Source organism: Chitinophaga cymbidii, from assembly GCF_007992715.1.
Taxonomy (GTDB): domain Bacteria; phylum Bacteroidota; class Bacteroidia; order Chitinophagales; family Chitinophagaceae; genus Chitinophaga; species Chitinophaga cymbidii.
This window is the reverse complement of record NZ_BKAU01000001.1, coordinates 1,257,354-1,283,668: the sequence shown is the minus strand read 5'-3', so window position 1 is coordinate 1,283,668 and position 26,315 is coordinate 1,257,354. Positions and strand designations below refer to the sequence as shown.

The following is a 26,315-nucleotide window of genomic DNA, read 5'->3' as shown; positions in this document are numbered from 1 at the left end:
AACAGAAAACCGGATCCCGACGGCCATCGGAACCCGGTAAAACATCTGGTATCCTGAATAATCACTGTAAGATCAATCAAAGTATTACCAAACACCACAAAAGTATGCAATTCAGTTGTAATGCACCAGCCCGCATCCGGCGCGGGCTGTCAACCAAAATTCCAAGACGTATCATTATGCAGATCAAAGTGACCGCATTCCTCCTTATGATCACGTGCCTGCATGTAAGCGCGGCGGGATATTCCCAGAAGGTGACCCTGTCTGTGAAGAACATGCCCCTGCAAAAGGTCTTTACAGAGGTCATCACGCAAACAGGCGTGTCCATCGTGTATTCTGAAAAGACGCTTTCCGATACCCGCCCCGTTTCCATTAACGTGAGGGATGTATCCATTCAGCAGGTGCTGGAGCTCTGCCTGAAAAATCAGCCGCTGATCTACAGGCTGGAAGGCAACCGCGTTGTGATCAAAAAAGCTTCGGTGAATGAAACGCCTGTACCCATTGCGCAGGAAGACAGCCTCGTCACCGTATCGGGGAAAATCGTGACGGCGGACAATTCCCCGCTGCCCGGCGCCACGGTCGTAATCAAAGGCACTTCCCGCGGCACGCAGACCAATGAGCAGGGCATGTTCCAGCTGAAAGACGTGCCCCCCGGCGCCGTGCTCGTGATCAGCAACATCGGCTTTGCCAGCCAGGAAGTGAGCGTTTCCCGCAGCGGCGGCGCCATCAACATCACGTTGCAGGAAGACACCAAAAGCGTGAACGAAATAGTCGTCGTGGGTTACAGCAACAAAAAGAAAAGCGAATTGACCAGCGCGGTCAGCGTAGTGTCCGCCGAGAAGTTGAAAGACGTGACCACCAACGACGTAGGCTCCATGCTGCAGGGCAAGGTGGCCGGTCTGCAGGTGATCAACAGCTCCGGTGTGCCGGGCAGCGCGGCGGAAATAAGATTGAGAGGCGTTTCCTCCGTGAACGCCTCCCAGACGCCGTTGTATGTGGTAGATGGCATTATCGGCGGCAGCTTCGATCCGAATGATGTGGAAAGCATCAGCGTGCTGAAAGATGCCGGCGCCACCGCCATGTACGGCTCACAGGCCAATGCCGGCGTTATCATCGTTACCACAAAAAGGGGCCGCGGCGGTAAAACGCGCTTTGAAGCCAGGGTCACCACCGGTTTCCGCACGCCGGATTTCGGAAAGATAGACATGATGAACGGCGCCCAGCTGTATGAGCGGCATAAAGAGCTGTACCGCGATTATATTCCCGGCGTAGCGGACAACTCCTACAAAATAGACCTCCTCAAATTCTACAGCGAGCGCCCTAGGGAACTGCGCAACCAGGATTACAACTGGCTCACCAGCATGTTCCGCACCGCGCCCATGCAGAACGTGCACCTCTCCGCCAGCGGCAGCAATGAAAAGAATGAATACTACACCAGCATAACCTATTACAACGAGAAAGGGACTTTCCTCAACACCAATTTCCAGCGCATCAACATACGCGGAAATTCCACACATCACTTCTCCAAAAATGTCAGCGTCACCAACAACATCAACCTCAGCGCCGCCACCGGCAAGAGCTTCAACTATGAAGATGTATTTTATGCGTACCTGAACATGCCCTGGGATAATCCATATGACGCCAGCGGGCAACCCGTGTATGTGGACGGTAACTCCACCGCCAAATGGTGGTCGAGGGACAAGACCAATCCCATCCACACCATCCGCAATTCCAACCATCCGTACAAAAGCTTCTCCGCCAACTACGACCTGAACCTCGATGTCAAAATCACAGACTGGCTTTCCTTCTCCAGCGCCAACCGCGGAGCGGTGAACTATAACAAAGGCACCGACTACTATTCTCCGCTGGTAGCCGGACTGTACCATAACACCGGCTTCCTGAACGAGCTGGGCACGCTGTCATACGGCGTGATCTCCAACGACATGCTGAAATTCAACTTCAGGAAAGGCGATCACTCCATCAACGGCCTCGCCGGCATCGCCATCGAGAACAGCAAAACGGAAGTGGTCGGCGCTTCCGGCAAAGGGCTGCCCATCGGCCTGACGGTGCTGAATGTCGTATCCAACAGCCAGCTGGTGAATGGTTATAACGATCAGGCTATCCTGCAGTCTTTCATCTCACAGGTCAGCTACGGTTACCACGATAAATATTTTCTGACAGGTTCTTATCGTGTGGACGGCTCCACCAATTTCCCGGCAAGCAACCGCTACGGATCATTCCCGGCTATTTCGGCGGCATGGCTGATGAGCAACGAACCCTTCCTGCAGGAACATACGTTCATCGATAACCTGAAGCTCCGCGCCAGCTATGGCGTGACCGGCACGCAGGACATCGGCTCTTCCCGCTACCTGGGCCTCTACGCGCTGAGCAGCCACTACAACGGCGCCACCGCCGCAACGCCTTCGCAGCTGCCAAGCCCTGACCTTACCTGGGAAAGCAAACACCAGCTGAATGCGGGTATAGATATCGGCCTGTTTGAAAGGATCAACCTCACCGTGGACGTATATAATAACGTGACGAAAAACCTGCTGCTGCAGGTATCCCAGCCGCTTTCCATCGGTTTTGAGCAGCGTTGGGAAAATGCCGGCGAGATCATCAACAACGGCGTGGAGATCAGCCTCAGCTCTGTGAATATCAAAACAAGGGATTTTGAGTGGAGCACGGATTTCAACATCAACTTCAACACCAACAAGCTGCAAAAGCTGCCCAGTGATATCACGCGCACGCAGCCTACCTGGAGCATTTCGCAGATCTACCGCAACGGCGGCAACCTGTATGAGTTTTACATGCCCAAATGGCTGGGGGTGGACAAAGAAACCGGCGCGCCGCAATGGGAGGTGATCACGCGGGATGCGGACGGCAAGATCACCGGCCGCGAAGCGACCTCCGATTACGCCAGCGCCACGTACCAGGAAGTAGGATCGGCCCTGCCCAAATTACAGGGCGGCCTTACTTCGCAGTGGAGATACCGGAACTTCGGGCTTAGCGTGAACGCCTATTTCCTCTCCGGCAACAAGGTATTCAGCAACTCCCTGCGGTTCGTGATGAACGACGGCATGGAACCGTATTATAACCAGATCGTACTGCCGAAGGGGTACAGCACATGGACGAAGCCGGGTGACAATGCCACAGAGCCCAGTCCGCAGAACGCCGCCAATGCTACGGAAACGTCTACACGCTACCTGAAAGACGGCAGCTTCTTTGCGATCCGCAACATCGCATTGTCATACAGCCTGCCCAAAACATGGATCAGTGTATTGAAGCTGGATGACGTGACCCTGTCGCTGACGGCGGACAACGTTTACACCTTTACGCGCTTCCTGGGCCAGGACCCCGCCACCACGATTGCCACAGGCAGTTATGTGATGCCCGGCGTGTCCGACTTCAAGTATCCCAACAATCGCCAGTACCTGTTCAATGTTAACATCCGGTTTTAGGAGAAAAATTTTTCAATCATGCGTACAAGATCCATATTCATCATACTTGTTTTACCACTGCTGATGGCGGGCTGCCTGAAGGACATCAATCCCAGCGACTCGCTGAGCACCGGCACGCTGACGGGTTCGGAACAGGGCCTGCAGCAGGCGCTGAACGGCGCGTATGCCCTGTTCAAAGACCATGTGTCGTTCAACGGAACGGTGGACGGCAACAACATGTACCTGCGCCAGTATTTCCAGCTGAGTGATTTCGCGGCGGACGATATCGTATGCGCGCAGACCACCACTGATCCTTTGTACTACAGCTTCTCGCTGGACCATACGGCCACACAGACCAATAGCCGCTACTTCTGGTACATCTCTTACAAGATCATCAACGACGTGAACACCGTGATAGAATCCGCGGAACAGATCGCCAATCCCGATGAAAGCATCCGTCAGCTGATCGGTGAATGTTACTTTCTACGGGCTTTCTGCCACTTCAACCTGGTGCGGCTGTTCGCCCGGCCCTATTCGCAGGACCCTGCGGCGGAGGGCGTTGTGCTGCGCACTTCCAGCAGCGACCCCGCGCAGAAATCACGTTCCAGCGTGCAGGAAGTCTACACTTCTGTTGTATCGGATGCGCTGAAAGGAGCAGAGCTGATGAACCAGCCGCGTGGCGTGCAGTTCGGATCGAAGGAAGCCGCCTGGGCATTGTTGTCCAGGGCTTATTTGTATGAAGAGAAGAACGACAGCGCCATTTTTTATGCCGATAAAGTGATCGGCTCCAACCGTTTCACGCTGGAAACAGCAGCAACCTTCCCGCAGCTTTTCGCCAACGCGATGGCGGGCAAAGAAACCATCTTCTGCATTGCGTTTACCGCGGCGGATGATTACGGCAAAGCCGGCTCTATCGCTTCCATGTTGTATTCCGACGGCAACTCTGGATGGGGCGAGGAATATGCTTCCCAATCCCTCCGCGACACCATGTCCGAACACCCGGAAGACGTACGCTGGTCTTACATCGTACCATTAAAAGACGGTGGCGGCAATCTTCAGAAAAAGAACGGCATCGAAATATATTACATCAGCAAATTTTCTTTCCAGGGCGGCAGTCCCACGCTCAGCTCGCCCATTATGTTCCGCCTCGCGGAAATGTACCTGAACAAGGCCGAAGCGGCTGCGAAGTCCGGCGACGCAGCCACCGCGCTGGATAATGTGGACATGATCCGGCAGAACCGCGGGCTGCAAAGCTCCCTGTACAACCGCCAGGTGCCCGCCGGGAAAACCGCGCTGGACGTTGTGCTGAAGGAAAGAAGGATAGAGCTGGCATTTGAAGGCCATCGTAACTACGATGTATACCGCAACAAGCGCGACATGAACCGGGCTTACTGGGGATATCACCTGCCCGGCCTCAAGGAATCGGATATCAACCTGGCCGCCCGGCCCACGGGCTATCCCAACATGACCGTGAAATGGGATGCGCCCAGGATCATCTATTACATACCGATCGATGAAGTGCAGACGAACAGGCTCTGTGAACAAAATCCTTAATCATTAACGCTGTATTATCATGAAGATCATTAAAAATATATTGCCGTTCCTTCTGCTGACTGCTGCTATGGCAGGCTGCAAAAAGGATGAAGAAACGCCCGGGGCCGATATCTTTTACACGGTCAGCATCGAAGACAAAACCGTCACCTTCAGCAATGAAACCAGCGGCGCCGTGTCTTACAAATGGGATTTCGGGGATGGGGAAACCTCCACGGAAGAAAGCCCCGTACACACCTATCCCGATAAAGGAAAATACGTTCCTACCCTTTACGCCACCACGAAAGACGGCCGCGTGTCCGAAGGCTCCACGGTGATCTATATCGCCAAGACATCGCCGGTGAAGCTGAATGACAATACGCTGGCGGACTGGGACGGTGTGACCCAGTATGAAGTGACTTCCGGCGCGGGCGAAACCTTCTTCAAAAAAGCCAAATTTGATTATGACGCACAGTATGTGTACGTTTACTTTGAAGTAAATGCCGCGCAATCCGCCGGAGCGATCTATGATTTTTACCTCGACACGGATAACAGCGATGCCACCGGCTACATGACGGGAGATTTTCCCGGCGGCGGTTTTGACGTACTGCTCGAAGGCACGGTGATGGACAGCTGGCTGGACGCATTCAACCACAGCGGCGCGCAGAATGCATTTGCCTTCACGCCCACCGGTGCTACGGAATTTTACACCGTCGGCCACCAGGAACAAAGCGGCGGTGTGCTCAAATTCGAGATGCGCCTGTCACGCAGCAAGTTGAAGAACATGGCGAGCACGCTGGCGCTCAAGCTGGGCATCATCGCCACGAAGAGCGACTGGTCCGCTACCCTCGGCCGCATGCCGGATGCGGGGCAGACCCCGATACAGATCAATTTTGAATAAAATATAGGGCGCACCTGTTTCACTACTATAATGACCGAATTAAAACCCAACGGAAGATTACTATCGCTCGATGTAATGCGGGGAATTATTATGCTCTTGCTCGCCGGTGAAAGCTGCCGCGTGTATGAAGCATTGCACGGCCTGCAATGGGGCGGATTATTCAACGGCTTCGTTACACAGTTTTTCCATCATCCCTGGCACGGCCTCCGGTTCTGGGACCTCGTGCAGCCCGCGTTCATGTTCATGGCCGGCACTGCCATGTGCATCGCGGTGCAACGCAAGCGGAGCAAAGGCGTACCGGAGCGCGACAACTTCCGGCACATCGCTGTGCGCAGCTTGAAGCTGTTCCTGCTCGGCACCGGACTGCACTGCGTGTATGCGGGCCGGCTGGTATGGGAGCTTTGGAATGTACTTACGCAATTGTCTTTCACCACGCTCGTAGCTTATTTCCTGATCAACAGATCCTACCGGGCGCAGATCGGTGTAGCCATCGGGATGATCGTACTGAATGATGTGCTGTACCGCACGGTGAACGTTCCGGGATTTGACCAGCCGTTTACGCAGGGCGCGAATTTCGGCGCTTATGTGGATACGCTGCTGATGGGCAAGATCAATTCAGACGGATGGGTGGCGTTCAATTGCGTTCCCACTGCGGCGCACACGATCCTCGGCGTTACCGCCGGCAAGCTGCTGATGAGCGCCCGCACAAATGCTTTCAAAATAAAAGCATTGATAATTGCGGGATTGGTCGCGTTGTTGCTGGGATACGGTGTAGATCTTACGGGCCTGTCGCCCATCATCAAAAGGATCAGTACCGGCGGTTTTGTGCTCGCTTCCCTGGGATGGGTGAGCCTTATCCTCGCCGCGCTGTACTGGTGGATCGATGTGAAGGACCATCAGCGGTACACCTGGATCGCGGTGGTGGTAGGCATGAACTCTATCTTCATTTATATGTTCTTCGAAACAGTTGGCATACAATGGCTGAACGGCGTTGTGGGCATATTTGTGAACGGATTGCTGGGCCTGCTGCATGCGCCGGGTTCCCTGCAGGCTATTGTATCCGCATTCGCGGTACTCGTGCTGGAATGGTATATTTGTTACTGGTTGTACCGGAAAAACATCTTTTTTAAATTATAATCGTTGATGATGAAACGAAGGAAATTTATCAGGGACACGGCAGCGGCGGGCCTCGGGCTTTCGTTGCTGCAAACGCCGGCGAAAATGTTTGCCGCTGAAAAGAAGGCGAAAGTAAGGATCGGACTGATCGGCGTGGGTGCGCGGGGCCTCGGGCACCTCGATCTCTGCCTGCGCCGCGACGATGTTGAGGTAGTAGCCATCGCGGACCCGGATACGGCGTACACGCTTCCTATTGCACGGGAATACATTGCCAAGGCATACGGCGCAACAAAGAAAGTAGCGGAATACACCAACGGCCCCGAAGATTTTCACAATCTCCTGAAGCGCGATGATGTGGATGCCGTGATCATCGCCACGCCCTGGGAATGGCATACCATCCAGGCCGTAGCCGCCATGAAAGCCGGCAAAACGCCCGCGGTGGAAGTATGTGGCGCGGCGGACGTGCAGGAATGCTGGGAGCTGGTGAACACCAGCGAAGCCACCGGCGTTCCGCTGTTCGGTATGGAAAACGTTTGTTACCGCCGTGATGTGATGGCGGTGCTGCATATGGCGCGGCAGGGGCTGTTCGGTGAGCTGATCCACCTGCAGGGCGGCTACCAGCATGACCTCCGCGAAGTGAAATTCAACAATGGCAAACAGTATTACGGCGGTGGCGTGGAATTTGGCGAGAAAGCGCTGTCAGAAGCCCGCTGGCGTACCAATCACTCGGTGCACCGCAACGGCGATCTTTATCCCACGCACGGCCTCGGGCCGGTGGGGAACCTCATCAACCTGAACCGCGGCAACCGCCTGATGACGCTTACATCGATGGCCACCAAATCCCGCGGCCTGCACAAATACATTGTGGACCACGGCGGCGAAGATCATCCGAATGCGAAGGTCGGCTTCAAGCTCGGCGATATCGTCAGCACCCTTATCCAGACCAGCAACGGCGAAACGATCATCCTCTCCCACGATACCAATTCCCCGCGCCCCTATTCCCTGAACTTCCGGGTGCAGGGCACGAACGGCCTGTGGATGGACGATCAGCAATCCATTTACGTGGAAGGCAAAAGCAAGCCGCATACCTGGGAGAAAGCGGACAGCTACCTGGACAAATACGATCATCCCCTCTGGAAGCGCTATTCCAAAGACGCTGCCGGAGCAGGGCATGGCGGAATGGACTGGTACGTGATCAACTCTTTCGTAGAAAGCGTAAAACGCGGCGCGCCCTACGCGCTGGACGTATACGACCTGGCTACCTGGTACGCCATCACACCGCTGAGCGAACAGTCGGTTGCCGAAGGCGGCGCGGTGCAGTATATCCCCGACTTCACACGGGGGCGCTGGCTGAACAGGAAACCGGTGTTCGGTCTGGATGATCAGTATTGACGGAGGGGAATGTCAAGGAGCACGGAAAAATATTCCTGCCCGTCGGTCTTTTTTAGTACCGTGATCTTTTCGCACAGAAATTCATCATACAGCTGAAAATCCTGCAAACGGATCTTTTCAGCATACCGTGAAGGAATATTCCGGGCAATGGTCAGATGGGGCGTTATACTTTTGGAAGTCCTGAACTCACGCGCTATGAACGCATGTATCATACGTACGGGTTCGGGATTTTCTATTTTCAGCACGAGGGATACCTTGCTGCGCCCGTGCATAAACAGCTCCGCGCCGTTCAGCCGCACGGTGAACCGGTATAAATGCGCCAGCGCGCGGCGGAGTTTGAGAAGGACCAGGTCGTCGTTTTCCGGTACGAGCATTCTGTACAGCGAGATGTGCGCAATGGAACGGAGGTTCTCATCGCCGGCCGGCACCGTTTTGTTCAGCGATCTTTTCTTTGCGGCGACTTTTGCAATGATCTTTTGCGGCGGGGATATGAGTATGAAGTAGTCGCACCGGCTGCGCGCAGCCGGTATGGCATCCGTTCCGAACAAGGATAATTGTGCCGTACTCATCTCCTTAAATATCGTTCATTTTCCCGGGAGATGCGCACTGATGGCGCAAAGTACCCTGAGATTGTCATTTTTACGCCGCTTTTGTTTTAACAGATGGGGGTAAGTTTGGATCATGAAAAACAGTGTTTATCCAGCTACAACGATCCTCCCGCCGCGCTTGCCCAATCCGGCTGTGCGGGCATTGCATCATGCCGGATACAAACGGCTTGACCAGCTGACGAAAGTGACCGAGGCGGAAATAGCCGTACTGCACGGCATTGGTCCCGGTACGATCATACAGCTGCGGGAAGCGCTGGCGGAGCGGGGATTGCGGTTTGCGTCCGGGGTCAGCCATTAGCACCAGGTTATTTTTCAGAAAAACCAGCGTAAATTTCAGGAAAATATCCAGATGAGCAACCCAGCAATAAGAGCCATTATCACCGGTACTACAGGCATGGTGGGCGAAGGCGTACTGCATGAATGCCTGCGGCATCCACAGGTGGAAGCCGTGCTGATCATCAACCGGAAACCGCTCGGCATCACCCATCCCAAATTAAAAGAGATCATTCACCCCGATTTTTACGATATCTCCGCCATAGCACCGCAGCTCGCCGGTTATAATGCGTGCTTTTTCTGTTTGGGGGTTTCTTCTGTAGGTATGAAAGAAGCGGATTATTTCAAGGTGACTTATACGCTGACGATGCACGTAGCCAGTACTTTAAGCCGGCTGAACCCGGATATGACCTTCTGTTATATTTCCGGGGCGGGAACGGACAGCAGCGAGAAAGGAAGAAGCATGTGGGCCAGGGTGAAAGGGAAAACAGAAAATGACCTGATGAAGCTGCCGTTCCGGGACGTATACGCCTTCAGGCCCGGATTCATCAAGCCTATCAAAGGTTTGTCCAACACCCACAAATTTTACAACTACATTACCTGGCTGTTTCCCGCGGGAAGGGCTTTATATCCCAACGGCTTCTGTACGCTGGAAGAACTGGGCCAGGCCATGATCTCGGTGGTGTTCAATCCATACGATAAAAAGGTGGTGGATGGAAAGGGGATCATTGAGCTGGCAAGGATCGATGCCTGATGCGGCTATGCCAGCTTGTTATACTTGTTCCGGTATTCGATCGGCGTGAGGCCGGTTACTTTTTTGAATGCGATGCGGAATGATTTTGTATCCGTATAACCCACGTCGTACATCACTTCATTGATATTTTTCCGGCTGCTTTCAAAGCTGCGCTTCGCTACTTCCACTTTTACGCGGTGGATGTACTCCATGACGGAGTTGTTGGTGGCTGTTTTGAACCGCCGCTCAAAGCTTCTGCGGCCTACGTTGAATTTATCCGCCAGCATGTCGATGGTAAATCTTTCATCGATGTTATTCTCGATCAGGTGCTGCGCTTTGATGACCACATCGTCCTTATGGGATTTCTGGCCTTTGAAGATCGCGAAAGGCGCCTGCGTGCTGCGGTCGATGTCCACCGCAAAATATTTGGCGGCCAGGATGGCCGTGCCTCTGTCCGAATACTTCTCGATCAGGTGCAGCAGCAGGTTCCAGAAGGAGTTGGCGCCCCCGCTGGAATAGATGCCGTTCTCTTCGGTCACGATGCTGCCGTCCACCACATTCACTTCCGGGAACATTTCCCTGAATTCATTGATGAACCCCCAGTGCGTGGAGCACTTTTTATCGTTCACCAGTCCCGTTGGCGCCAGCAAAAACGCGCCCAGGCAGCAGGAAGCGATTTCCGCTCCTTTGTTATACTGATCCACGATCCAGGGGAAGATATTTTTATTTTCGGCGATACCTTCCGCAAGATCGCCATATAGTGGCGGGATAATGATAAGGTCTGTTTTTTCGACATCCTTCAGGAGTTTGTCCGTCTGCACGAAGAACATGCCGTCCTTCAGCTGCATTTTTTCTTTTTCTCCTACCAGCTGCACATCGAACAGCGGGTCCTTGCCCTCATCTTCCAGGAATTTGTTAACAACCGTAAGCATGTGGCGCGAGCAGGATATAACGGACATTGCCGCGCTTTCCGGAACAAGAATGGATACGTTCTTCATTAGTTCATATTTATTTTCTATGGGCCTGATGGAATGTTATTTCATCAGGCCCATGTTTATTTTCTACGGGTCTGATGGAGCCGTTGATGCCGGCTTCATACTGTAAATATAATAAAAAGGGCTGTCGTAAAACACCCTGTAAATGTCGTATCTGCACAGCAGCGGGAAGCCGTATCAGGGGTAAGTTTGCAGTATCAAATGTCGCTGCGAACGCTTTTGCCGGCATCGTTCTTTTTAAGTACCTGAACATGAAGCAAATCTGTGTATACCTGACCTTTAATGGAAATTGCCGCGAAGCGATGCATTTTTACCGGGACTGCCTGGGCGGTGAGCTGAGCTTTCAGACGATCGGGGAATCGTTTTTATTTGAAGATGATATGCCGGTGACGATGAAGAATATCGTGCTGCATGCAACGTTGAAGAAGGATAATTTCACGATCATGGCGACCGACATCGTGGGCGAAGAGGGGCTGGTCAAGGGAAATGCGGTGTCGCTGATGCTGCATTGCGCCAGCGAAAGGGAAGCCCGCGACCGCTATGTGAAGCTGTCGCGGGGCGGGCGGCAGGTGCAGCCGCTGCAGCTCAATTTCTGGGGGGCGCTGTTCGGCTACCTGACGGACAGGTTCGGGAATCACTGGGTGCTGAACTATCAGTCCTTCAAATCTTTGTAAAGCCCGCGTTCCAGCGTGATGTTGAGCCTTTTCAGCATGGCGGGCATGTCGAATCCCTGCTCCCGGTAAAAGTCCTGCACCGCTTTTTTCGCGCTGTCTACCGCTTCGGCGCTGATCCAGTGCGCTACGGTAACGATGACCGTGTTTCCCTGGCCGTCCGCCTGCTCATAGGCGGCATCTTCCATAAAACCCGGCAGGGTGCGGATGAAACCGCGGTTGATGCGCATTCTTTCATAAAATTCTTTCCGGGCGCCGGCGGGTACAATGAACTTGTCGATGAAGCTCACCTTGTTGGCCGGCGGGTTGCCGGGCTGGGGGAGCACGCCCAGTTGCTGCAGGAACCCCAGGCGGTCGGTGTGCACCTCCGTGGCGGTGATCCTGCCGTTCCTGAATGCGTAAATGCCGATGCCGGTGTTGGAGACGGTTTTCCCGGTGGGGCGGATATCCCGGAACTGCCCGGTTTGCGTGCCCTGTATCGTCCATTTAACAACTACTTTGTCGCCTTCGCCGATCAGTTCTTCAATTTTCCATTGCGCGTCCGGGAGGGCTTTTATCAGCTCGGCAACGGGCGCTTCAAAGCCGGCGGGGCCTTTTAGTCCCTTGGGGCCGGTGTAATCTTCCGATATGAATTGGGAGAGTAAGATGAAGTTCCTTTTGTTGAGGGCTTCTTCGTAGAGCCTGCGTACGGTTTCCCTGTTATCGCCGGTCTGTGCCGCTGTTACGCCGGGCATGAGGAGCATTGCCATGATCAGTGGTTTCATGTGTTTTTTTTACAAAATTACCGGCGTTGGGGGGCGGAGAATTGTAAAAAATCATTGATCCCGGGGATCATGCCTGAACGGATCAATTTACCAGAACCGCTGTTCCCGGAAGAAATCCCCCGGCGTTTGCCCGGTGAACAGCCGGAAGTCACGGATAAAATGGGACTGATCGAAATATCCTGCTTCATAGGATGCTTCCGTCAGGGAGGGATACGAAGTATGTTTGCGGATGAGGTTTCTCAAACGAACGATGGAGGCGTATTGCTTGGGCGTGGCACCTACACGCGCCCGGAAGCGTTTTTCAAAAGCGTCCTGGCTGATGTACAGGGAAGCGCTCAGGTCCCTGATCCGCAGGAGCCCGCTGTGCTGGCGGATGCGCTGAACGGCGGTGTCGATCAGCAGATCTTCCCTGCGGGCGATGCTTTTTTTAAACAGGAACGATTCGATGATCCGGATTCTTTGCGGATGGCCGGGGGCTTCCGCCAGGCGCTCCAGTATTTCAGCCACGTCAGATGCCGGGAACAGGTTTTCGGAAGTGATGCTTTGTTCGAATAATTCATGCGCCGGCATCCTGGTAAAAGCGCTGATCCCTCCTTCGCGCAGGATCACCAGCAGGTTGGCCGTGTCTCCGTCGTAGTGGAACGCACGGCCGGACCTTCTTAAACCGGATACAACGCCGGCCGGCAGCATGCCGCTGCTTTCCCCCGGCTGTATGCCGCCCTTGTAGCGGAAAGACATGACGAGGGAAGTGTCAGGGATTGTTTTGCTGGAGGTTTCATGGTCACTTTCAATGATCATGTACTCCCTGACGAAGGGCGTCAATGCAGCGGACGGCGTGAATTTTTCAATTTTCATGATGGCTGTTAAAATTAACGAAATTATTGAGGCGCCGGGGTAACAAAAAACCTTACCGTTGCTGGTAAGGTTAATATTTTGTGGGGTTGTATTCATGGGTCTATCTGGCGGCGAGTAGTTCAGTGTTTTCCAGGGGAATCCACTTGTTTACCTGGTCCATCTTTTTTTCAATTACGTCGAGTTTGCTGTCAACAATGTTGAATCTGTTGTCGACCGTTGTTTCGAGTATTGAAAGCCGCTGGTCGAGAGAAAAGACCTTTGTTTCCAGGGAACTCACTCTTGCATCCAGATCGTTCACCTTCGCATCCAATGCTGTCACTTTTGCATCCAGCGCGATCACCTTTGTATCCAAAGCCATCACCTTTGCATCCAGATCGTTCACCTTCGCATCCAAAGCCGTCACCTTTACATCTAAAGCAATCACCGTCGCATTTAAGGACGTCATATTTGATTCCAAAGATGTCATTCTCGATTCTAAAGAAGTCATCCGCGAGTCCAGAGATCTTGTATAACCAAGTATCTCCTGTAAAATTTGTGCTTCTACCATAAAAAAAAGTTTAAAATTTCACGAAGGTATTTTTTCCGCTAAACGCCACCAAAACAAAATGACGAAATGCGCACGTCAATAAATCCATCGAAATAAAATAGTACATTAGTTTACCTAAATCTTTACCTATGGAATCAAATGAACATCTTCTATCCAATGAAGTGAATCTCGAAATGGCCGCGAAGTGGTCCAATACTTATGTGATCGATGAGAAGAAATCAATTTTGCAGGTGGAAGAATAGATCAATGCCCTTCAAATGATCATTTTTTCTCCACCACCAGATATACAACAGACATCGCAGGCAACGTAACCTTCACACCGTTTTTGGTGCCAGCGCCATATGCCTTCAGGGTCGCGTAGTTATCAGGCCCGCCGGCAATGCCGGAAGGGCCCGCTCCGTTCACGTACGCCTTTCTTGAGAATCCCGTATTGCCTTCTCCGCCTGTTATGGTATACCAGTAAAAGCGGGAGCCGGGGAGGAAATTTTTAAAATCGACACGGATATGTTTTGCGGTAACGGTGCCGTTCACCAATGTAAGCGACACCTCACCGGAACTGAATGTAGACGCATAGGCATGAATGTTGGCATTGCTGCCCGTAGCGGATGCGGGAATTGCCCTGTCGCCCAGGAATTTCCCGAAGAAGTAGCGATAGTAGAAGGCGGGTCTTGGCGACCATTTCGTTTCACCGGAAGCAGTTTCGCCCTGGCTGAAGAGGCCGTGATCGTTGCCGTTGTCCCATGCATTGGCAAGGTCCCAGCGGCTGGCCATGCCAAAGCCGTTCTTTATCAGTTCGCCGGATACCATTACCGCATGCATGCCGGCCACCTGCGAAACCATTTGCTGGGCGCCGGTTGCGAAGATATTCCATTCGGTCAGCGCCAGGGGTTTCATATCCGTTCCCGCGGCTGTCATGGACGCCACGAGGTGATCCCGCATGGCTTTGGTCACCGTTTTTGCCGACGCGAGTATTTCCGGTGGATTGGAATTGGTGTTGAACGGTGTGTAATAGCTGTGCACAATAAAAAAATCGGCGGTTTCCCCTGTTTGTTTCAGCACACCGCTATTCCATCCTTTGTCTGTTGCGGTGGCCCAGTAAACGGGTTCGTGCTCCAGCAGCTGTGCTCCGATGTAGATCGTTTTTCCGTTTTCAGCGGCGGCCTTGCGCATGGAATCCGCAAATACCGAAAAATGCCTGCCGTAGAGGTCGCCGGTGATGATCTGCGGCTGGCCGTCCTTATTATTGGCCATGTCTATCCGGTAGCCTGCCTGCCAGGTGCCGTTGCTTTCATTGCCTATTTCCCAGTAGCGAGTGCGTCCTTTGTCATACCGCACCCAGTCGGCCGCCAGGTGAGCCGCCGCCGCTACAGGATCTTTTCCGGTGCCATAGCGCGCATAGCCGTAGTTCACAGTGATCATGCCTTCGTTGCCGGTTTGCTGCAGCATCTTGTAATAGTTGTCCAGCGAGAGCGTCCAGGCAGCGGTATTGCCGCCATACCAGTAACCGGCGGATGTTGTATTACCCGCGGCATCGGTGAGCATGGGCGGCGCATCCGCTGGAGGCTGGTCCGGCAGCGCGTTCCAGAAAAAAACGCTGCTGAGGTTGCCGCCGGGATAACGGATGATCCGGGGATGCAGTGCGCTGATATGCGAGAGCAGTACCGGTTCCGTGACCATTTGCGTCTGGTACAGGTTGCTGTTATCACCAAAGAGGCAGGGAGATATTTTCGAGATCACCGTTGACGCATCCACGATGATGGTATCTGTCACGGCTGAGGGCACCGCAGCTTCCACGAATGCGGGAGCCGTGAAACTTTTCGGCTCCCAGGCATCCATGAAAAAACCGATGGAAGCTGCCAGGGGTGGGTCTTCCGGCGTTAAGACCGTTTTTGTGGTATCCTCACCGTTGTTATTTCCCGTCCCATTACCGGAACCATTTTTCTTACAGGCCAGGACAACTATTGCGAGGCCGAACAGCCACATCCCCGGCAACTTTCCAATCAGTGCGCTCCTCATTATTGCTATCGTATTTTAATGATCCGGAAATTATCGAAGGCGGCGTTGAACACCTCCACTGGTGCGTCTTCCGTCACAAAGCGGTAGCCAAAGGCCACTACGCCGCCCGGTTTCAGCAGGTCGCCCATCACCATCGCGCCCGCGCCTGTACCTTCCACGTTGTCCGCCATGGTTTTGAATTCCGACAACGGGATGGTAACCGTCCGCCATCTGTTTTCCGTGTGGAATTCCTGGTTGGGGGCGGTTTCCCAGGGCTTGAAGCGGTAGGCGTAGCTTTCGCCAAACCGCAATACGTTTACGCCGGCGGTCCAGGGTTCCTTGGTGTTGATCTCGAACTTCAGCGCATAGTTGGAAGCCTGCTGCGTCATGATCGCGGCGGTGAACATGGGCACATCATTGAAGTTGCCGGAGCGGTTGCCGATCCACCAGCCACCGTCGTTCGCGCCCACACCACCGAAGACGTTCTGCAGGTAAGCACCCCTGGTACCCGGGAACAGGGCCGGATCGCTGGTGCGGTTCGCGCCCCACCACGCCCAGTTGAATACAGGGTTTTCGCCGGGCTCGCCGTTGTCCGTGAGATTGCTGATAACGTCTCCGCTCTGGTGATCGTTCAGCGGGCCGTCAGACATGGTGGTGCCATATCCCGCGATGATCACGATCCTTCCCGTATCAGTTCCGAGGTCGGGCATCACCATGCCAAGCCAGCTGCCATCGGCATCTCCCATCAGCTCCGTTATTTCCCTTCCGCCGGGGAAGATTACTTTTTCTATCAACCACAAGCTGGAACCGAAAATAAAAAGCGTATCGCCCGGCAAAGCATTTTCATTGGAAATGGCCAAGATGGAAGGCGGCGGTATGTCCACTACAAAATCGTACGTAGCCTCGCCATGGCTGGTCACGATGCGAATCTTGTTGGGCACATCCGGATTAGTGGCTTCCGTCGGAGCATTGTCCGGTATGGTCATGATGAGGCTGGTGGTTGTATTGTAGGTCTGGTTGAAGTATGATTCCATATCGTTGAAATATACTTTTACGATCCCTCCCAGATTCTCTCCGCGTATCAGTACCAGCGTGCCCGGCAAGGCTTTTACGAAGGTGCTGTCGCGGCTTTCGGCATCCAGCAGGCTCACGGCCGTGATCATGGGAGGACCGCCCACGCCGTTATCTTTTTTGCAGGCGTTGATGAGGAACAGGCCGCAGGCTATAAGGCATAGGAGCAGTAGCCTTGATCTTTTGGCAGCAGTGAAATGATATCGTGTCATAACGTTGATGATTATATGTTGAGTAATACTGCTTCTTTAGAATTCGTATGGTACCGGTGGTTTGCGGAGATTGGGCGCGGCGGACATTTCCGCGGCCGGATAAGGCAGATGGAAATTACTTTCCGTTACCGGGTAGTAGATCTCCTCTTCAGAAGTAACCGTCCATGACGTAGCGTTCGTAGCTGCATTGGGAACGATCCTGTAAGTGCCGCGGTCCTGGTCGTTCAGCATGTCAAGCGCTTTCGCCGGATTATAATAATGCAGGCGTACGATATCATACCATGCCTGTCCTTCCATCGCCAGTTCCAGCCGCCGTTCAACAAAAATATCATCCCAGGTGATGGCGTTCTTTGCGGGCAGGCCGGCTCTTGTCCGCACCGCGTTATAGCATTGCAGCGCCAGTGCGTCGGAAGTGGTAGCGGCATTGCCGAGCACGGCCTCCGCATAGATGAGGTATAATTCCGCCAGGCGCAACATATAGGTATTTATTTCTGTATGCTGTTTCGTGACTTTGCCATCATTGTCTTCCGGACGGCCTACTACATATTTTTTTACCCATGCGCGGGTGTTATATCGTTCCTGTCCCACCCAGTTCCAGGGCACCTGCAGTTCCTGTATGATCTTTCTGCCGGGATTGTCGGGATCGTCCACGGACTGATGTATGTATGAATAATGTTCTCCCGGGAACATGAAAGTGGCTTTCCGCCGTTTATCGGCCGCTGCGTACAGCTTCAGTATATCGAGCGAAGCGCCGAGGTCGCCGCCCCATCCGTCATCAAAGCCTGTAATCTCGCTGCCATACGCCAGGAACGCCTGCACGCTGTTTTGTGTTCCCCAGTCGCCGTCATACTTCCATTGCAGGGCAAAGAGGCTTTCGGAATTATTGTTATTCTTTGTCAGGAAGAGGTCTTCATAATTGCTCATCAACACCGCCCCGCTTTTTGCTATCGCGTCTTTCGCGTACCATGCGGCGCTGTCCAGGTCCTGCTGCTTACGGGTGCCGGTGACGCCAACGCCCGCGCGGGTGAGGAACATTTTAGCGAGCATGCCTTCCGCCGCCCATTTCGTCAACCGTCCCTTTTGCATGGGGGTAGCAGGCAGGTTTTGCGCGGCAAAACGGAAATCGCGGATGATGAATTCCCATACAGATTCCACGGTGTTCCGGGTAATGGAGGTATCTGTCAGCAGTACATTATTATCCACGATCACCGGCACAGGTCCCCAGTTCTGCACGAGGTAAGCATATGCCAGCCCGCGCATGAACCGCCCTTCGGCGATGCCCGCCATCTTCACGTTATCCGGCACTTCCGGCGAGGTGTACTTCGTGAGATTGCCAATGGCCATGTTCGATTGCGCCACCACATTGAAGAACGATGTCCATGAACTGTACACTTCACCGGTAACGTCTGTGGTTTGCATTTTGATGTTTTCCAGCTGGTAGGAGTTGGACATCAGATTGCCTCCTCTCGCGTCGCCGATGCCGTGCGATGCTTTGTCGTTATACGCAAACCAGACGATGTTATACAAAGGCGCGGTAGCGGCCAGCACCTGTTCGGAGGTGCTGTAAAAGTTCACATCCACGATGGCGTCTTCCGGCGGCCTGTTCAGGAAATCTTTGCTGCAGCCTGTTGCCGTAAGCACAAACATCAAGGCAGCTATATGGATATTTTTTTTCATTTTGATGGGATTTTGTTGTTAGAAATCAACCGTGATGCCGGCGGAGTAAAGCCTTGTAAGCGGGTAGCGGCCGGCGTCCACGCCGATGAACTGGCTGTTCAGCTGCACTTCCTTTCCGAGGTAAGCGCCCACTTCCGGATCGTATCCTTTATACTTTGTAAAAGTGGCGAGGTTCTGCACGCTGGCGGAAAGCCGGATGCTTTTGATCACGTTCTGCTGCCTGATCCACGAAGCCGGGATGTTGTAACCCAGCTGCACGTTCTTGATCCGGATATAGGAACCATCTTCCACAAAGAAATTGGTAAAGCGGTTGCCATTGCCGTTCACGTCCGTAGCAACGATCCGGGGAACGGTAGTGCCGGGATTGAGCAGGGTGGCCTTGCCGGCATCCGTTGACACGCGGGCGTAGTCGAATGTTTCCCTGAACAGGTTCCTGCCGAGCGTGATGTTGTTGGGGTTCGTATTATCGTAACGGAGATAGTTATAGATATCATTCCCCTGCGCGGCGGTTACCAGTATGCTCAGGTCAAACCCCCGGAACGAAAAAGTATTGGTAAGGCCGAACGTCAGCTTGGGCCAGGGATTGCCGATAAAGGTCTGGTCCCGCGAATCGATGAGGGAGTCACCATTCAGGTCTTTATACTTTATATCGCCCACCCATACGCCACCGTTCTCCTGTACCGGCAACCGGCTGCCGTCTGACTGCGTGGGGATGGCGCTGTTGTTGATCTCTTCAACGGAAGCAAAGACCCCTTCCGCCACATACCCGTAAAACAGCCAGGGCGCCTGCCCCACCACGGAGCGGGCGGCGAAGTTGTTCATGTACCAGGCTGTCCTTGCGAGGAAAGCGGCATCGGAGTAAAAGCGGGTGATCTTTGTTTTGAAGGAGGAGATGTTGAAATTGGTCCGCCAGGTGAAGCCGCTTTCGTTATCGATGTTCACGGTGTTGACGGTGATGCCGAACCCTTTGTTCTGCAGCGCGCCGATATTCACGATGGGTGGATTGATGCCCCCTTCTCCCTGTGTGCCCATGTAAGCAGGCAGTGGGTTCGGCATCAGGAGGTTATCCGTTTTCTTTATGTAGTAATCGGCTTCTATCTGTATGCGGTCGCGGAACAGGCTGATGTTCATGCCGATGTTCTTTGTTTCGGTGGATTCCCATTTGAGCCCCGCGTTCCCGTATTGCCCGGTGCGGAAGCCGGCGCCCCAGGGCGTGGTCACGGAGTTCAGCGCGGAATATTGCGCGCCGCCGCTGCCGTTGTTGCCCGTGGTGCCGAATTCCCCGCGGACCTTCAGGTCGCTGATGAAGCTGACCCCTTTCATGAACGGTTCTTCAGATACCCGCCACGCCACGGATACGGAAGGGAAGTAACCCCATTTGTTTTCCGGCCCGAAGTTGGAGGAGCCGTCCGCCCTGCCGGCCAGTTGCAGGATGTATTTGTTGTCGTAAGTATAGTTCACGCGGCCGAGGTAAGATTCCAGCGCGCCCGATCCCTTACCGCTGCCCAGTGTTTGTCCCAGCGCGTCGCCGAGGTTCAGGGAGGGAATGTCGTTGCTGGCGAAGCCTGTTCTCTGGGCGGAGAAGCTCTGGTAGTTCCACGCCTGCGCTTCATGGCTCAGCATCACGCCGATGCTGTGTTTGCCGATGTTCGTATTGTATTGCAGCAGCTCATTCAGGTTCCAGTAGAAGTTGCGGCTGTTGTTCACGCTCAGGCTGGCTTTTTCATTGGAGTTGTAGCCGAGCCGGTAGGTGGGGGTGAACTTGCTGCCGTCCGCATATTCAAAGTTGCCGTTGAAGCTGGTGCGGAATGTTAGTCCTTTGAGGATGTTGATGTCCGCGGAGAGCCCGCCCAGCCCGCCGGTCTTTTTATAGTCGTTGCTGACAAGATGGGCGATGGCAACGGGGTTCAGCGGGGAGAACTTCGCGTTGCTGCCGAATTCGTTTTCCGTGGCGCCGCCCCAGGTGCCGTCAGGGTTTTTTACGGCGACGTTGGGCGCGAGGTTGACGGCGTTTCTGATCACGTCTTCACTGGTGGATGCCAGCTTTTCTTTTGTCTGGTAGAAGTTCAGGGAAGCGCTCAGCTTCAGCCAGTTGAATGCCTGGTTGTCCAGGTTCAGGCGGAAGGAATAGCGGTTGAAGTCAGATCCGATGGCTACGCCTTCCTGGCTGAGGTATTCGCCGGACATATAATACGAGGTATTGCCCGCGCCGCCGCTTACCGTAAGCTGGTGTTTTTGCAGGGGCGCTGTTTTGAACAGGGCGTCCTGCCAGTTGGTGCCGTCACTGAGCAGGGAGGGGTCCTGGAATTCCGGTGTGGGCGTGCGGCCCAATAATGCGTCTATCTCGTTTTTCATCTGCGCGAACTGCGGCAGGGTCATGGTGGGCAGCACATCGGGCTTGTCCTGCAGGGATTGCAGGAAGCTGTAGCTGATCTTCATTTTCCCGGCTTTGCCGCGTTTGGTGGTAACGAGCACTACGCCGTTGGTAGCGCGTGATCCGTAGACCGCTGTGGCGGAGGGGCCTTGCAGGATGTCGATGGATTCGATGTCTGAGGGGTTGATGCCCGCCAGCGGGTTCACGGAGCTGGTGTTGCCGTAGGAAACCGTTGCCGGTTGCATTTGCACACCGTCAATAACATACAGCGGCTCGTTCGTTCCGCTTAAAGAATTAATGCCCCGGATGTTCACGGAGATGCCTCCGCCCGGCTGGCCGGAGTTCTGCGTAACGTACACACCGGCCGCGCGGCCCTGTATGGCCTGGTCTATGGTGGTGTTGATAGTTCTGTTGATGTCCGCGGAGCTGATGGAAACCTGGGCGCTGCTCTGGTCTGTCTTTTTCATTTTACCGTAACCGACCACTACGAGGTCGTTGAGGGTGCGGTAGTCGTCATCAAGACTAACATTGATCACGACGGATGTGCCAACTTTCAGCTCTTTGGGGGCAAATCCAAGGGAAGAGATCCTGATCACCTGTCCCGGTTCGGCGGCGATGGAAAACCGGCCCTGCGCGTCACTGGCGGTAGCCGTAGTAGTCCCTTTGATCAGGATGGAGGCGCCGGGAATGGGGCCGCCCGTGGCCTGGGCGGTAATGGTGCCGGAAACTTTGCGCCCGCTGCTGCCGGGGCTTTGTGCAAGAACAGGCATCGTCCATGACAGGGCAGCGATCATGACCCATACCACAAGGGATGAGTGCCCTGCAATAGTGTTTTTTTTCATACGTAGAAGATTAAAATTTACTCGGAATGTTCATTGTTCACCGATCCTGGTTGACCTTTTCAATACATAGATGAATGGGTACAAGGCATGTTCATAACGTCCGGATAAAATTACCGGTATCGGACGGGAAGGAGGTGAGCAGGATGTTTATTATCCGGGACGATATGTTGCGGGAGGGGTACCGGATGTTAATTTGGGGGGTATCTCCGGTTGCCTGCGGTCAGGAACTTAATTTCCGGCGCTGCTCCGCCACGTAGGCGGACGGCAGCATGTCGAACGCTATCTTGAAGTACCGCGCGAAGTATTTGGGATTATTGAAGCCTACTTCATAAGCCACCTCCGTGATGTTCATTTCGGTAGTGGACAGCAGCTCGGCCGCACGGCGGAGCCGCAGTGAACGGATCAGCTCAGTGGGCGGCTGGCCGGTCAGGGAAAAAATACGTTTGTATACAGACACCCGGTTCATGCACAGCGCACGGCTTAGCTCCGTTACGGAGAACTCGGCGTTGGACATGTTCTCTTCCACTATCTGCAGCACTTTCCGCATGAAGGTCTCGTCCGGGGAAGGCGCGGGGGCTTCGTTGTCTGTTTTCAGGGAACTGACGATCACGTGCTTTACCGCGGTCTGCTGCGCGAGGATATTACGGAGCCTGGACAGCATGATCTCGAAGTTCACCGGTTTGATCATATAATCCACCGCGCCCATCTCCAGCCCTTTCAGCTGCTCCTCTTCCTCCACCATGGCCGTCAGCAGGATGACCGGTATCTGGCGGGTGCGGGGATCGCCTTTGATCTTCCGGCAAAGCTCCATGCCGTCCATGACCGGCATGTTCACATCGCTGACCACCAGGTCTGGGTGGGCGGACAGGGTTTTCTGCCATCCGGCCCCGCCGTCCGTTGCTTCTATAATATTATAAAAAGCCTTGAGGTTGTCTTTCAGGTAAAACAGGAAGTCTTCATTGTCTTCCACCAGCAGCACGGTTTGTTTCTTTTTTCCTTTGGTGTCCGCGGGCCGGGATGGCGGGTCTGCCTTTTGGCCGGGAGGGTTATCCTTCCGGGGTACGATGCCTTCCAGCAATTCACAGGGCAACCGCAGGGTAAAGCAGCTGCCTTTATCCACTTCGCTCGTTACCGAAATAGTGCCATTGGCCAGCTTCACGAATTCCCGTGTAATGGCCAGCCCGATGCCGCTGCCCTGGCTCACCAGCGCCCCCGGCACCTCGTTCTGGAAGAACCGCTCAAAGATCTTCGCCTGCCGTTCCTCCGGTATGCCAATGCCACTGTCTTTTACCCTGATCTCCAGCCAGGTCTGGTCTTCCTGTTCCGAAATGTCCACGCTCACATCCACCGAACCGCCTTCCGGCGTGAACTTAAAGGCATTGGACAGCAGGTTGAATAAGATACGTTCCATTTTGCCATGATCGAACATCGTGTACAGATGTTCGCGGGTGGTATGATAAGAAAAGGAAATGCTTTTTCTTTCCGCCAGGTCTGTGAATGATTGCACCACTTCCTTTACAAAGCCGGCTACATCTCCCGGTGTGGGCGTGCTTTTCAGCTCCCGCATTTCCATCTTCCTGAAATCCATCAGCTGGTTCACAAGGTTCAGCAGTCTTCTTGCATTGCGGTGGATCAGCTGGAACTTGTGCTTCTCGTCCGCCGGTTTCCCGTTCCTGATCAGCTCGTTCGCCGAGGTGAGTATCAGCGACACCGGCGTTCTCAGCTCATGGCTCACATTGGTGAAGAGCCGGATCTTCATCATGTCCAGCTCATGCAGGCGATGCGCTTCCGCGCGTTCATGCTCCAGTGCAAAACGCCGGCGTGCACGGCGGATGACCGCCTTTCTCGCGAGGAACAGGATGAGCGCCGCCAGCAGTACATATGTCGCGTAGGCCAAAGGTGTTTTCCAGAAAGGGGGCAGTATCCGGATGTTGAGGGAAATGCCTTCATCGTTCCAGATGCCGTCCTCATTCGCGGCTTTGACGTGCAGCGTATAGTCGCCGGGGTTAATATTGGTATAGGTGAGCCGCCGTGTTTTGCCGTCTATGGTGGACCATTCCTTGTTAAAACCTTCGAGCATGTAGGCATACCGGTTCTTGTCGGTATTGACGTAGTTCAGCGCCGCGAAATCTATCGAGAAATCATTTTCATTATGCCGCAGTACAATTTCTTTGATCGTTGAAAGCGATTGGGGTAGTATCACCCGATGATGCAACTCTTCATGCACGGCTACCTTCCTGTTGAATATCTGCAGGTCTGTAAAAACGATGGAAGGTTTGTGATGATTTTGGGGGATAGTGGAAGGATCGAAGATATTGAAGCCCTCTGTGCCGCCGAACACCAGTTCCCCGGAGCGCAGCTTCAACGCGGCATTTACATTGAACGCCCGCCCCTGCAAGCCATCCGCGTCATCATAACTCCGGCAGCGGATGCCGATCCCGTCCGCATCCTGCAACACGGTGATCTTGCCAAGACCGTTGGAGGTGCTTACCCAGATATGCCCTTCGTTATCTTCCAGCATGCTGATGATATTATTGTCCGGCAGGCCGTCTTCCACCCGGAAGGATTTGAACGTGCGGGTGGTTGGATCGAATACGTTCAGCCCCGCCCGGGTGCCGGCCCACATGTTGTTGTTCCGGTCGCAGAGCAGGATGTTTACGTTGTCGTTGCTCAGCTGATGGGTGGCGCTCAGGTAATGCAAAAAAATCCCTTTGGCTTTGTCCAGCACATCAATGCCGTATGAAGTCCCGATCCACAGATCGCCATTTTTATCCTCCGCGAAAGAGGTGATAAAATTCGAATGAACGGAATTGGGCAGGTCAGCATTATTGTGATAAAATATCCCGTTGCTGCGGTCAAACCTGTCCAGCCCCCCGCCCAATGTGCCCACCCAGAAATTATTCCGCTGATCTTCGTACATCCGCCACACGCTTTTGCCCGCCAGGCTGTTAGGGTCTGTGTGCTTATGCCGGAAGTGCGTGAACTTTCCGTTGGCGTAATGGTCCATGCCGCCGAAATAATACCCGATCCACAGGTTGTCCCGCCGGTCCATGTACAGGCTCACTATTACATCGTTGCTGATGCTGTTGTCATCGGAAGGATTGTGCCGGTAGCGTGAAAAGCGGCCGGCCGCGCGGTCAAAATAGATCAGGCCGCCGCCGTTGGTGCCGATCCAGATATTACCGTTTTTATCTTCCGCAAAACAGTTTACATCTTTATAACCGAGGCCGGAACCGCCGGAAGATTTATCCGTATACAGGCTGAACTTGCCCATGCTTTCAGCAAAATAGCTGATCCCTCTTTTGTAGGTGCCGCACCAGATGATGCCGAGATCGTCTTTATACAGGGAATAGATGGCGTTCTCCGCAATGCTTTTTTCATCATCTTCCTTATTCAGCATAAAACTGCTGCGAAACCCCTGTTTGTCGATCACATTGATCCCGCCGTGGTCCGTGCCTACCCATATCAACCCTTGCTCATCCTGGATGATGCTGTAAACGATGTCATTGTTCAGGATGCCGTTTTTGCTGGACAGCTGCCGGATATTTTTTTCACGGGGATTGAGGTACACCACGCCGAAGTCATTGCCGGGCGCATAGGTCCAGATGTCATCCTGCGCATCGATGAAGAGCATCAGCGCCATGCGTTGCTTTCCCAGCATGGCCGCCACAGCGGTATCGCGGTAGATAACCTGGTGGGAACGCGCATCGCGCATTTCGATATGCCCGTTGTTATATAATATGACGGCGTTGCCTTTCGAATCCGTTTTGATATCCGCAATGACGGGCTGGCCGGCAGTCCGCGCAAGCAATTTGAATGCCTTGCCGCTGCTGTCGATCTTGTACAGCCCGCTTTCCGCGGCCAGCCAGAAGCTGTTGCCGGCGCGGTGAATGCAGATCACGGCGATGTCCGGCAATCCTTTGCTTTTGAGCCAGTCCGGCGCTTCGGAGAATTTTTCGGTGGAAGGATCATATATATTATCGCCGTTCCTTGTTTTAACGTACATCTTGTTGCCGGGCACAGGAAATATGCCGGAGATATAATCTTCGTTGATGGAAAAAGTATCCGCCATATTATGCCGGAAAACCCGGAATGTATAGCCGTCATAACGGTTCAGACCGCTCATCGTTCCGAACCACATGAAGCCGGCAGCATCCTTGTAGATGCAGTTCACCTGGTTATTGGAGAGCCCGTTGTTGATATTCAGCGACGTAAACCGGTAAGAAGGGCGCTGTGCATATGCATTCAGCAGTATGCATAATAACAGTGGAATCTGGAAACATTTTCTGATCACAAAAAAATCCTGGTTGATGTCTGTTAACAAG

At 53.8% G+C, this 26,315-nt stretch carries 18 protein-coding genes; 8 read left to right on the top strand and 10 right to left on the bottom strand.

The features are described 5' to 3' along the window. Positions 1-104 precede the first annotated feature (104 nt). Genes CCY01nite_RS04985 through CCY01nite_RS04965 form a run of 5 tightly spaced genes read left to right on the top strand, consistent with a single transcriptional unit; the run spans position 105 to position 8,373 of the window. On the top strand, positions 105-3,455 hold the full coding sequence (locus CCY01nite_RS04985; RefSeq protein ID WP_246129849.1) for a TonB-dependent receptor: 3,351 nt from the start codon (positions 105-107) through the stop codon (positions 3,453-3,455). Between the two features lie 18 nt (positions 3,456-3,473). Beyond that, positions 3,474-4,988 (top strand): RagB/SusD family nutrient uptake outer membrane protein, encoded by a 1,515-nt coding sequence (locus CCY01nite_RS04980; RefSeq protein ID WP_146858375.1) that lies wholly within the window; start codon positions 3,474-3,476, stop codon positions 4,986-4,988. Positions 4,989-5,007: 19 nt separating this feature from the next. Then, complete coding sequence (locus tag CCY01nite_RS04975) at positions 5,008-5,865, top strand: PKD domain-containing protein (RefSeq protein WP_146858373.1); 858 nt, start codon at positions 5,008-5,010, stop codon at positions 5,863-5,865. A 30-nt stretch (positions 5,866-5,895) separates the two neighbouring features. Next, the gene (locus CCY01nite_RS04970; protein WP_146858371.1) at positions 5,896-7,002 is read left to right on the top strand and encodes an acyltransferase family protein; all 1,107 of its coding nucleotides are present in this window, start codon (positions 5,896-5,898) and stop codon (positions 7,000-7,002) included. A 9-nt stretch (positions 7,003-7,011) separates the two neighbouring features. Continuing rightward, on the top strand, positions 7,012-8,373 hold the full coding sequence (locus tag CCY01nite_RS04965) for a Gfo/Idh/MocA family protein (protein ID WP_146858369.1): 1,362 nt from the start codon (positions 7,012-7,014) through the stop codon (positions 8,371-8,373). On the opposite strand, the gene CCY01nite_RS04960 is transcribed toward CCY01nite_RS04965, so the two are convergent. Continuing rightward, positions 8,364-8,942, bottom strand: coding sequence for a 2'-5' RNA ligase family protein (locus CCY01nite_RS04960; RefSeq protein ID WP_146858368.1), 579 nt, complete (start codon positions 8,940-8,942; stop codon positions 8,364-8,366). The genes CCY01nite_RS04965 and CCY01nite_RS04960 overlap by 10 nt on opposite strands. Positions 8,943-9,054: 112 nt before the next feature. Between CCY01nite_RS04960 and CCY01nite_RS04955 the strand changes: the two genes are divergently transcribed. Beyond that, positions 9,055-9,279 (top strand): helix-hairpin-helix domain-containing protein, encoded by a 225-nt coding sequence (locus CCY01nite_RS04955; protein WP_146858366.1) that lies wholly within the window; start codon positions 9,055-9,057, stop codon positions 9,277-9,279. A gap of 51 nt (positions 9,280-9,330) precedes the next feature. Beyond that, entirely contained in the window at positions 9,331-10,008 is a 678-nt protein-coding gene (locus tag CCY01nite_RS04950) for an NAD-dependent epimerase/dehydratase family protein (protein ID WP_146858364.1), read from the top strand. Positions 10,009-10,013: 5 nt separating this feature from the next. Here CCY01nite_RS04950 and CCY01nite_RS04945 read toward each other — a convergent pair whose 3' ends face one another. Beyond that, positions 10,014-10,985, bottom strand: coding sequence for a GlxA family transcriptional regulator (locus CCY01nite_RS04945; RefSeq protein WP_146858362.1), 972 nt, complete (start codon positions 10,983-10,985; stop codon positions 10,014-10,016). A gap of 248 nt (positions 10,986-11,233) precedes the next feature. On the opposite strand from CCY01nite_RS04945, the gene CCY01nite_RS04940 reads away from it, so the two are divergent. Further along, on the top strand, positions 11,234-11,656 hold the full coding sequence (locus CCY01nite_RS04940; RefSeq protein WP_146858360.1) for a VOC family protein: 423 nt from the start codon (positions 11,234-11,236) through the stop codon (positions 11,654-11,656). Here the strand turns inward: CCY01nite_RS04940 and CCY01nite_RS04935 are convergent. The 8 genes from CCY01nite_RS04935 to CCY01nite_RS04900 form a co-directional block, all read right to left on the bottom strand. Beyond that, positions 11,635-12,417 (bottom strand): ester cyclase, encoded by a 783-nt coding sequence (locus CCY01nite_RS04935; protein ID WP_146858358.1) that lies wholly within the window; start codon positions 12,415-12,417, stop codon positions 11,635-11,637. The genes CCY01nite_RS04940 and CCY01nite_RS04935 overlap by 22 nt on opposite strands. An 87-nt stretch (positions 12,418-12,504) precedes the next feature. Further along, the gene (locus CCY01nite_RS04930; protein WP_186830916.1) at positions 12,505-13,272 is read right to left on the bottom strand and encodes a helix-turn-helix domain-containing protein; all 768 of its coding nucleotides are present in this window, start codon (positions 13,270-13,272) and stop codon (positions 12,505-12,507) included. 100 nt (positions 13,273-13,372) lie between these two features. Next, positions 13,373-13,717, bottom strand: a complete 345-nt coding sequence (locus CCY01nite_RS04925) for a hypothetical protein (protein ID WP_186830915.1) — start codon at positions 13,715-13,717, stop codon at positions 13,373-13,375. Between the two features lie 363 nt (positions 13,718-14,080). Then, positions 14,081-15,835 carry an alpha-L-arabinofuranosidase family protein gene (locus CCY01nite_RS04920; protein ID WP_186830914.1) on the bottom strand — a complete coding sequence of 585 codons (1,755 nt, stop codon included), beginning with the start codon at positions 15,833-15,835 and terminating at the stop codon, positions 14,081-14,083. Positions 15,836-15,840: 5 nt separating this feature from the next. Continuing rightward, positions 15,841-17,097, bottom strand: a complete 1,257-nt coding sequence (locus CCY01nite_RS04915) for a glycan-binding surface protein (protein ID WP_146858352.1) — start codon at positions 17,095-17,097, stop codon at positions 15,841-15,843. Positions 17,098-17,133: 36 nt separating this feature from the next. Further along, the gene (locus CCY01nite_RS04910; RefSeq protein WP_146858350.1) at positions 17,134-18,774 is read right to left on the bottom strand and encodes a RagB/SusD family nutrient uptake outer membrane protein; all 1,641 of its coding nucleotides are present in this window, start codon (positions 18,772-18,774) and stop codon (positions 17,134-17,136) included. An 18-nt stretch (positions 18,775-18,792) separates the two neighbouring features. Further along, positions 18,793-21,990, bottom strand: a complete 3,198-nt coding sequence (locus CCY01nite_RS04905) for a SusC/RagA family TonB-linked outer membrane protein (RefSeq protein ID WP_146858348.1) — start codon at positions 21,988-21,990, stop codon at positions 18,793-18,795. Positions 21,991-22,210: 220 nt separating this feature from the next. Then, positions 22,211-26,284, bottom strand: a complete 4,074-nt coding sequence (locus tag CCY01nite_RS04900; protein ID WP_246129848.1) for a two-component regulator propeller domain-containing protein — start codon at positions 26,282-26,284, stop codon at positions 22,211-22,213. Between the last annotated feature and the right edge of the window lie 31 nt (positions 26,285-26,315).

Excerpts from the sequence above, each read along its gene's own strand:
- CCY01nite_RS04985 (WP_246129849.1), top strand. The coding sequence starts at position 105 with ATGCAATTCAGTTGTAATGCACCAGCCCGCATCCGGCGCGGGCTGTCA.
- CCY01nite_RS04980 (WP_146858375.1), top strand. The coding sequence starts at position 3,474 with ATGCGTACAAGATCCATATTCATCATACTTGTTTTACCACTGCTGATG.
- CCY01nite_RS04975 (WP_146858373.1), top strand. The coding sequence starts at position 5,008 with ATGAAGATCATTAAAAATATATTGCCGTTCCTTCTGCTGACTGCTGCT.
- CCY01nite_RS04970 (WP_146858371.1), top strand. The coding sequence starts at position 5,896 with ATGACCGAATTAAAACCCAACGGAAGATTACTATCGCTCGATGTAATG.
- CCY01nite_RS04965 (WP_146858369.1), top strand. The coding sequence starts at position 7,012 with ATGAAACGAAGGAAATTTATCAGGGACACGGCAGCGGCGGGCCTCGGG.
- CCY01nite_RS04960 (WP_146858368.1), bottom strand. The coding sequence starts at position 8,942 with ATGAGTACGGCACAATTATCCTTGTTCGGAACGGATGCCATACCGGCT.
- CCY01nite_RS04955 (WP_146858366.1), top strand. The coding sequence starts at position 9,055 with ATGAAAAACAGTGTTTATCCAGCTACAACGATCCTCCCGCCGCGCTTG.
- CCY01nite_RS04950 (WP_146858364.1), top strand. The coding sequence starts at position 9,331 with ATGAGCAACCCAGCAATAAGAGCCATTATCACCGGTACTACAGGCATG.
- CCY01nite_RS04945 (WP_146858362.1), bottom strand. The coding sequence starts at position 10,985 with ATGAAGAACGTATCCATTCTTGTTCCGGAAAGCGCGGCAATGTCCGTT.
- CCY01nite_RS04940 (WP_146858360.1), top strand. The coding sequence starts at position 11,234 with ATGAAGCAAATCTGTGTATACCTGACCTTTAATGGAAATTGCCGCGAA.
- CCY01nite_RS04935 (WP_146858358.1), bottom strand. The coding sequence starts at position 12,417 with ATGAAACCACTGATCATGGCAATGCTCCTCATGCCCGGCGTAACAGCG.
- CCY01nite_RS04930 (WP_186830916.1), bottom strand. The coding sequence starts at position 13,272 with ATGAAAATTGAAAAATTCACGCCGTCCGCTGCATTGACGCCCTTCGTC.
- CCY01nite_RS04925 (WP_186830915.1), bottom strand. The coding sequence starts at position 13,717 with ATGACGTCCTTAAATGCGACGGTGATTGCTTTAGATGTAAAGGTGACG.
- CCY01nite_RS04920 (WP_186830914.1), bottom strand. The coding sequence starts at position 15,835 with ATGAGGAGCGCACTGATTGGAAAGTTGCCGGGGATGTGGCTGTTCGGC.
- CCY01nite_RS04915 (WP_146858352.1), bottom strand. The coding sequence starts at position 17,097 with ATGACACGATATCATTTCACTGCTGCCAAAAGATCAAGGCTACTGCTC.
- CCY01nite_RS04910 (WP_146858350.1), bottom strand. The coding sequence starts at position 18,774 with ATGAAAAAAAATATCCATATAGCTGCCTTGATGTTTGTGCTTACGGCA.
- CCY01nite_RS04905 (WP_146858348.1), bottom strand. The coding sequence starts at position 21,990 with ATGAAAAAAAACACTATTGCAGGGCACTCATCCCTTGTGGTATGGGTC.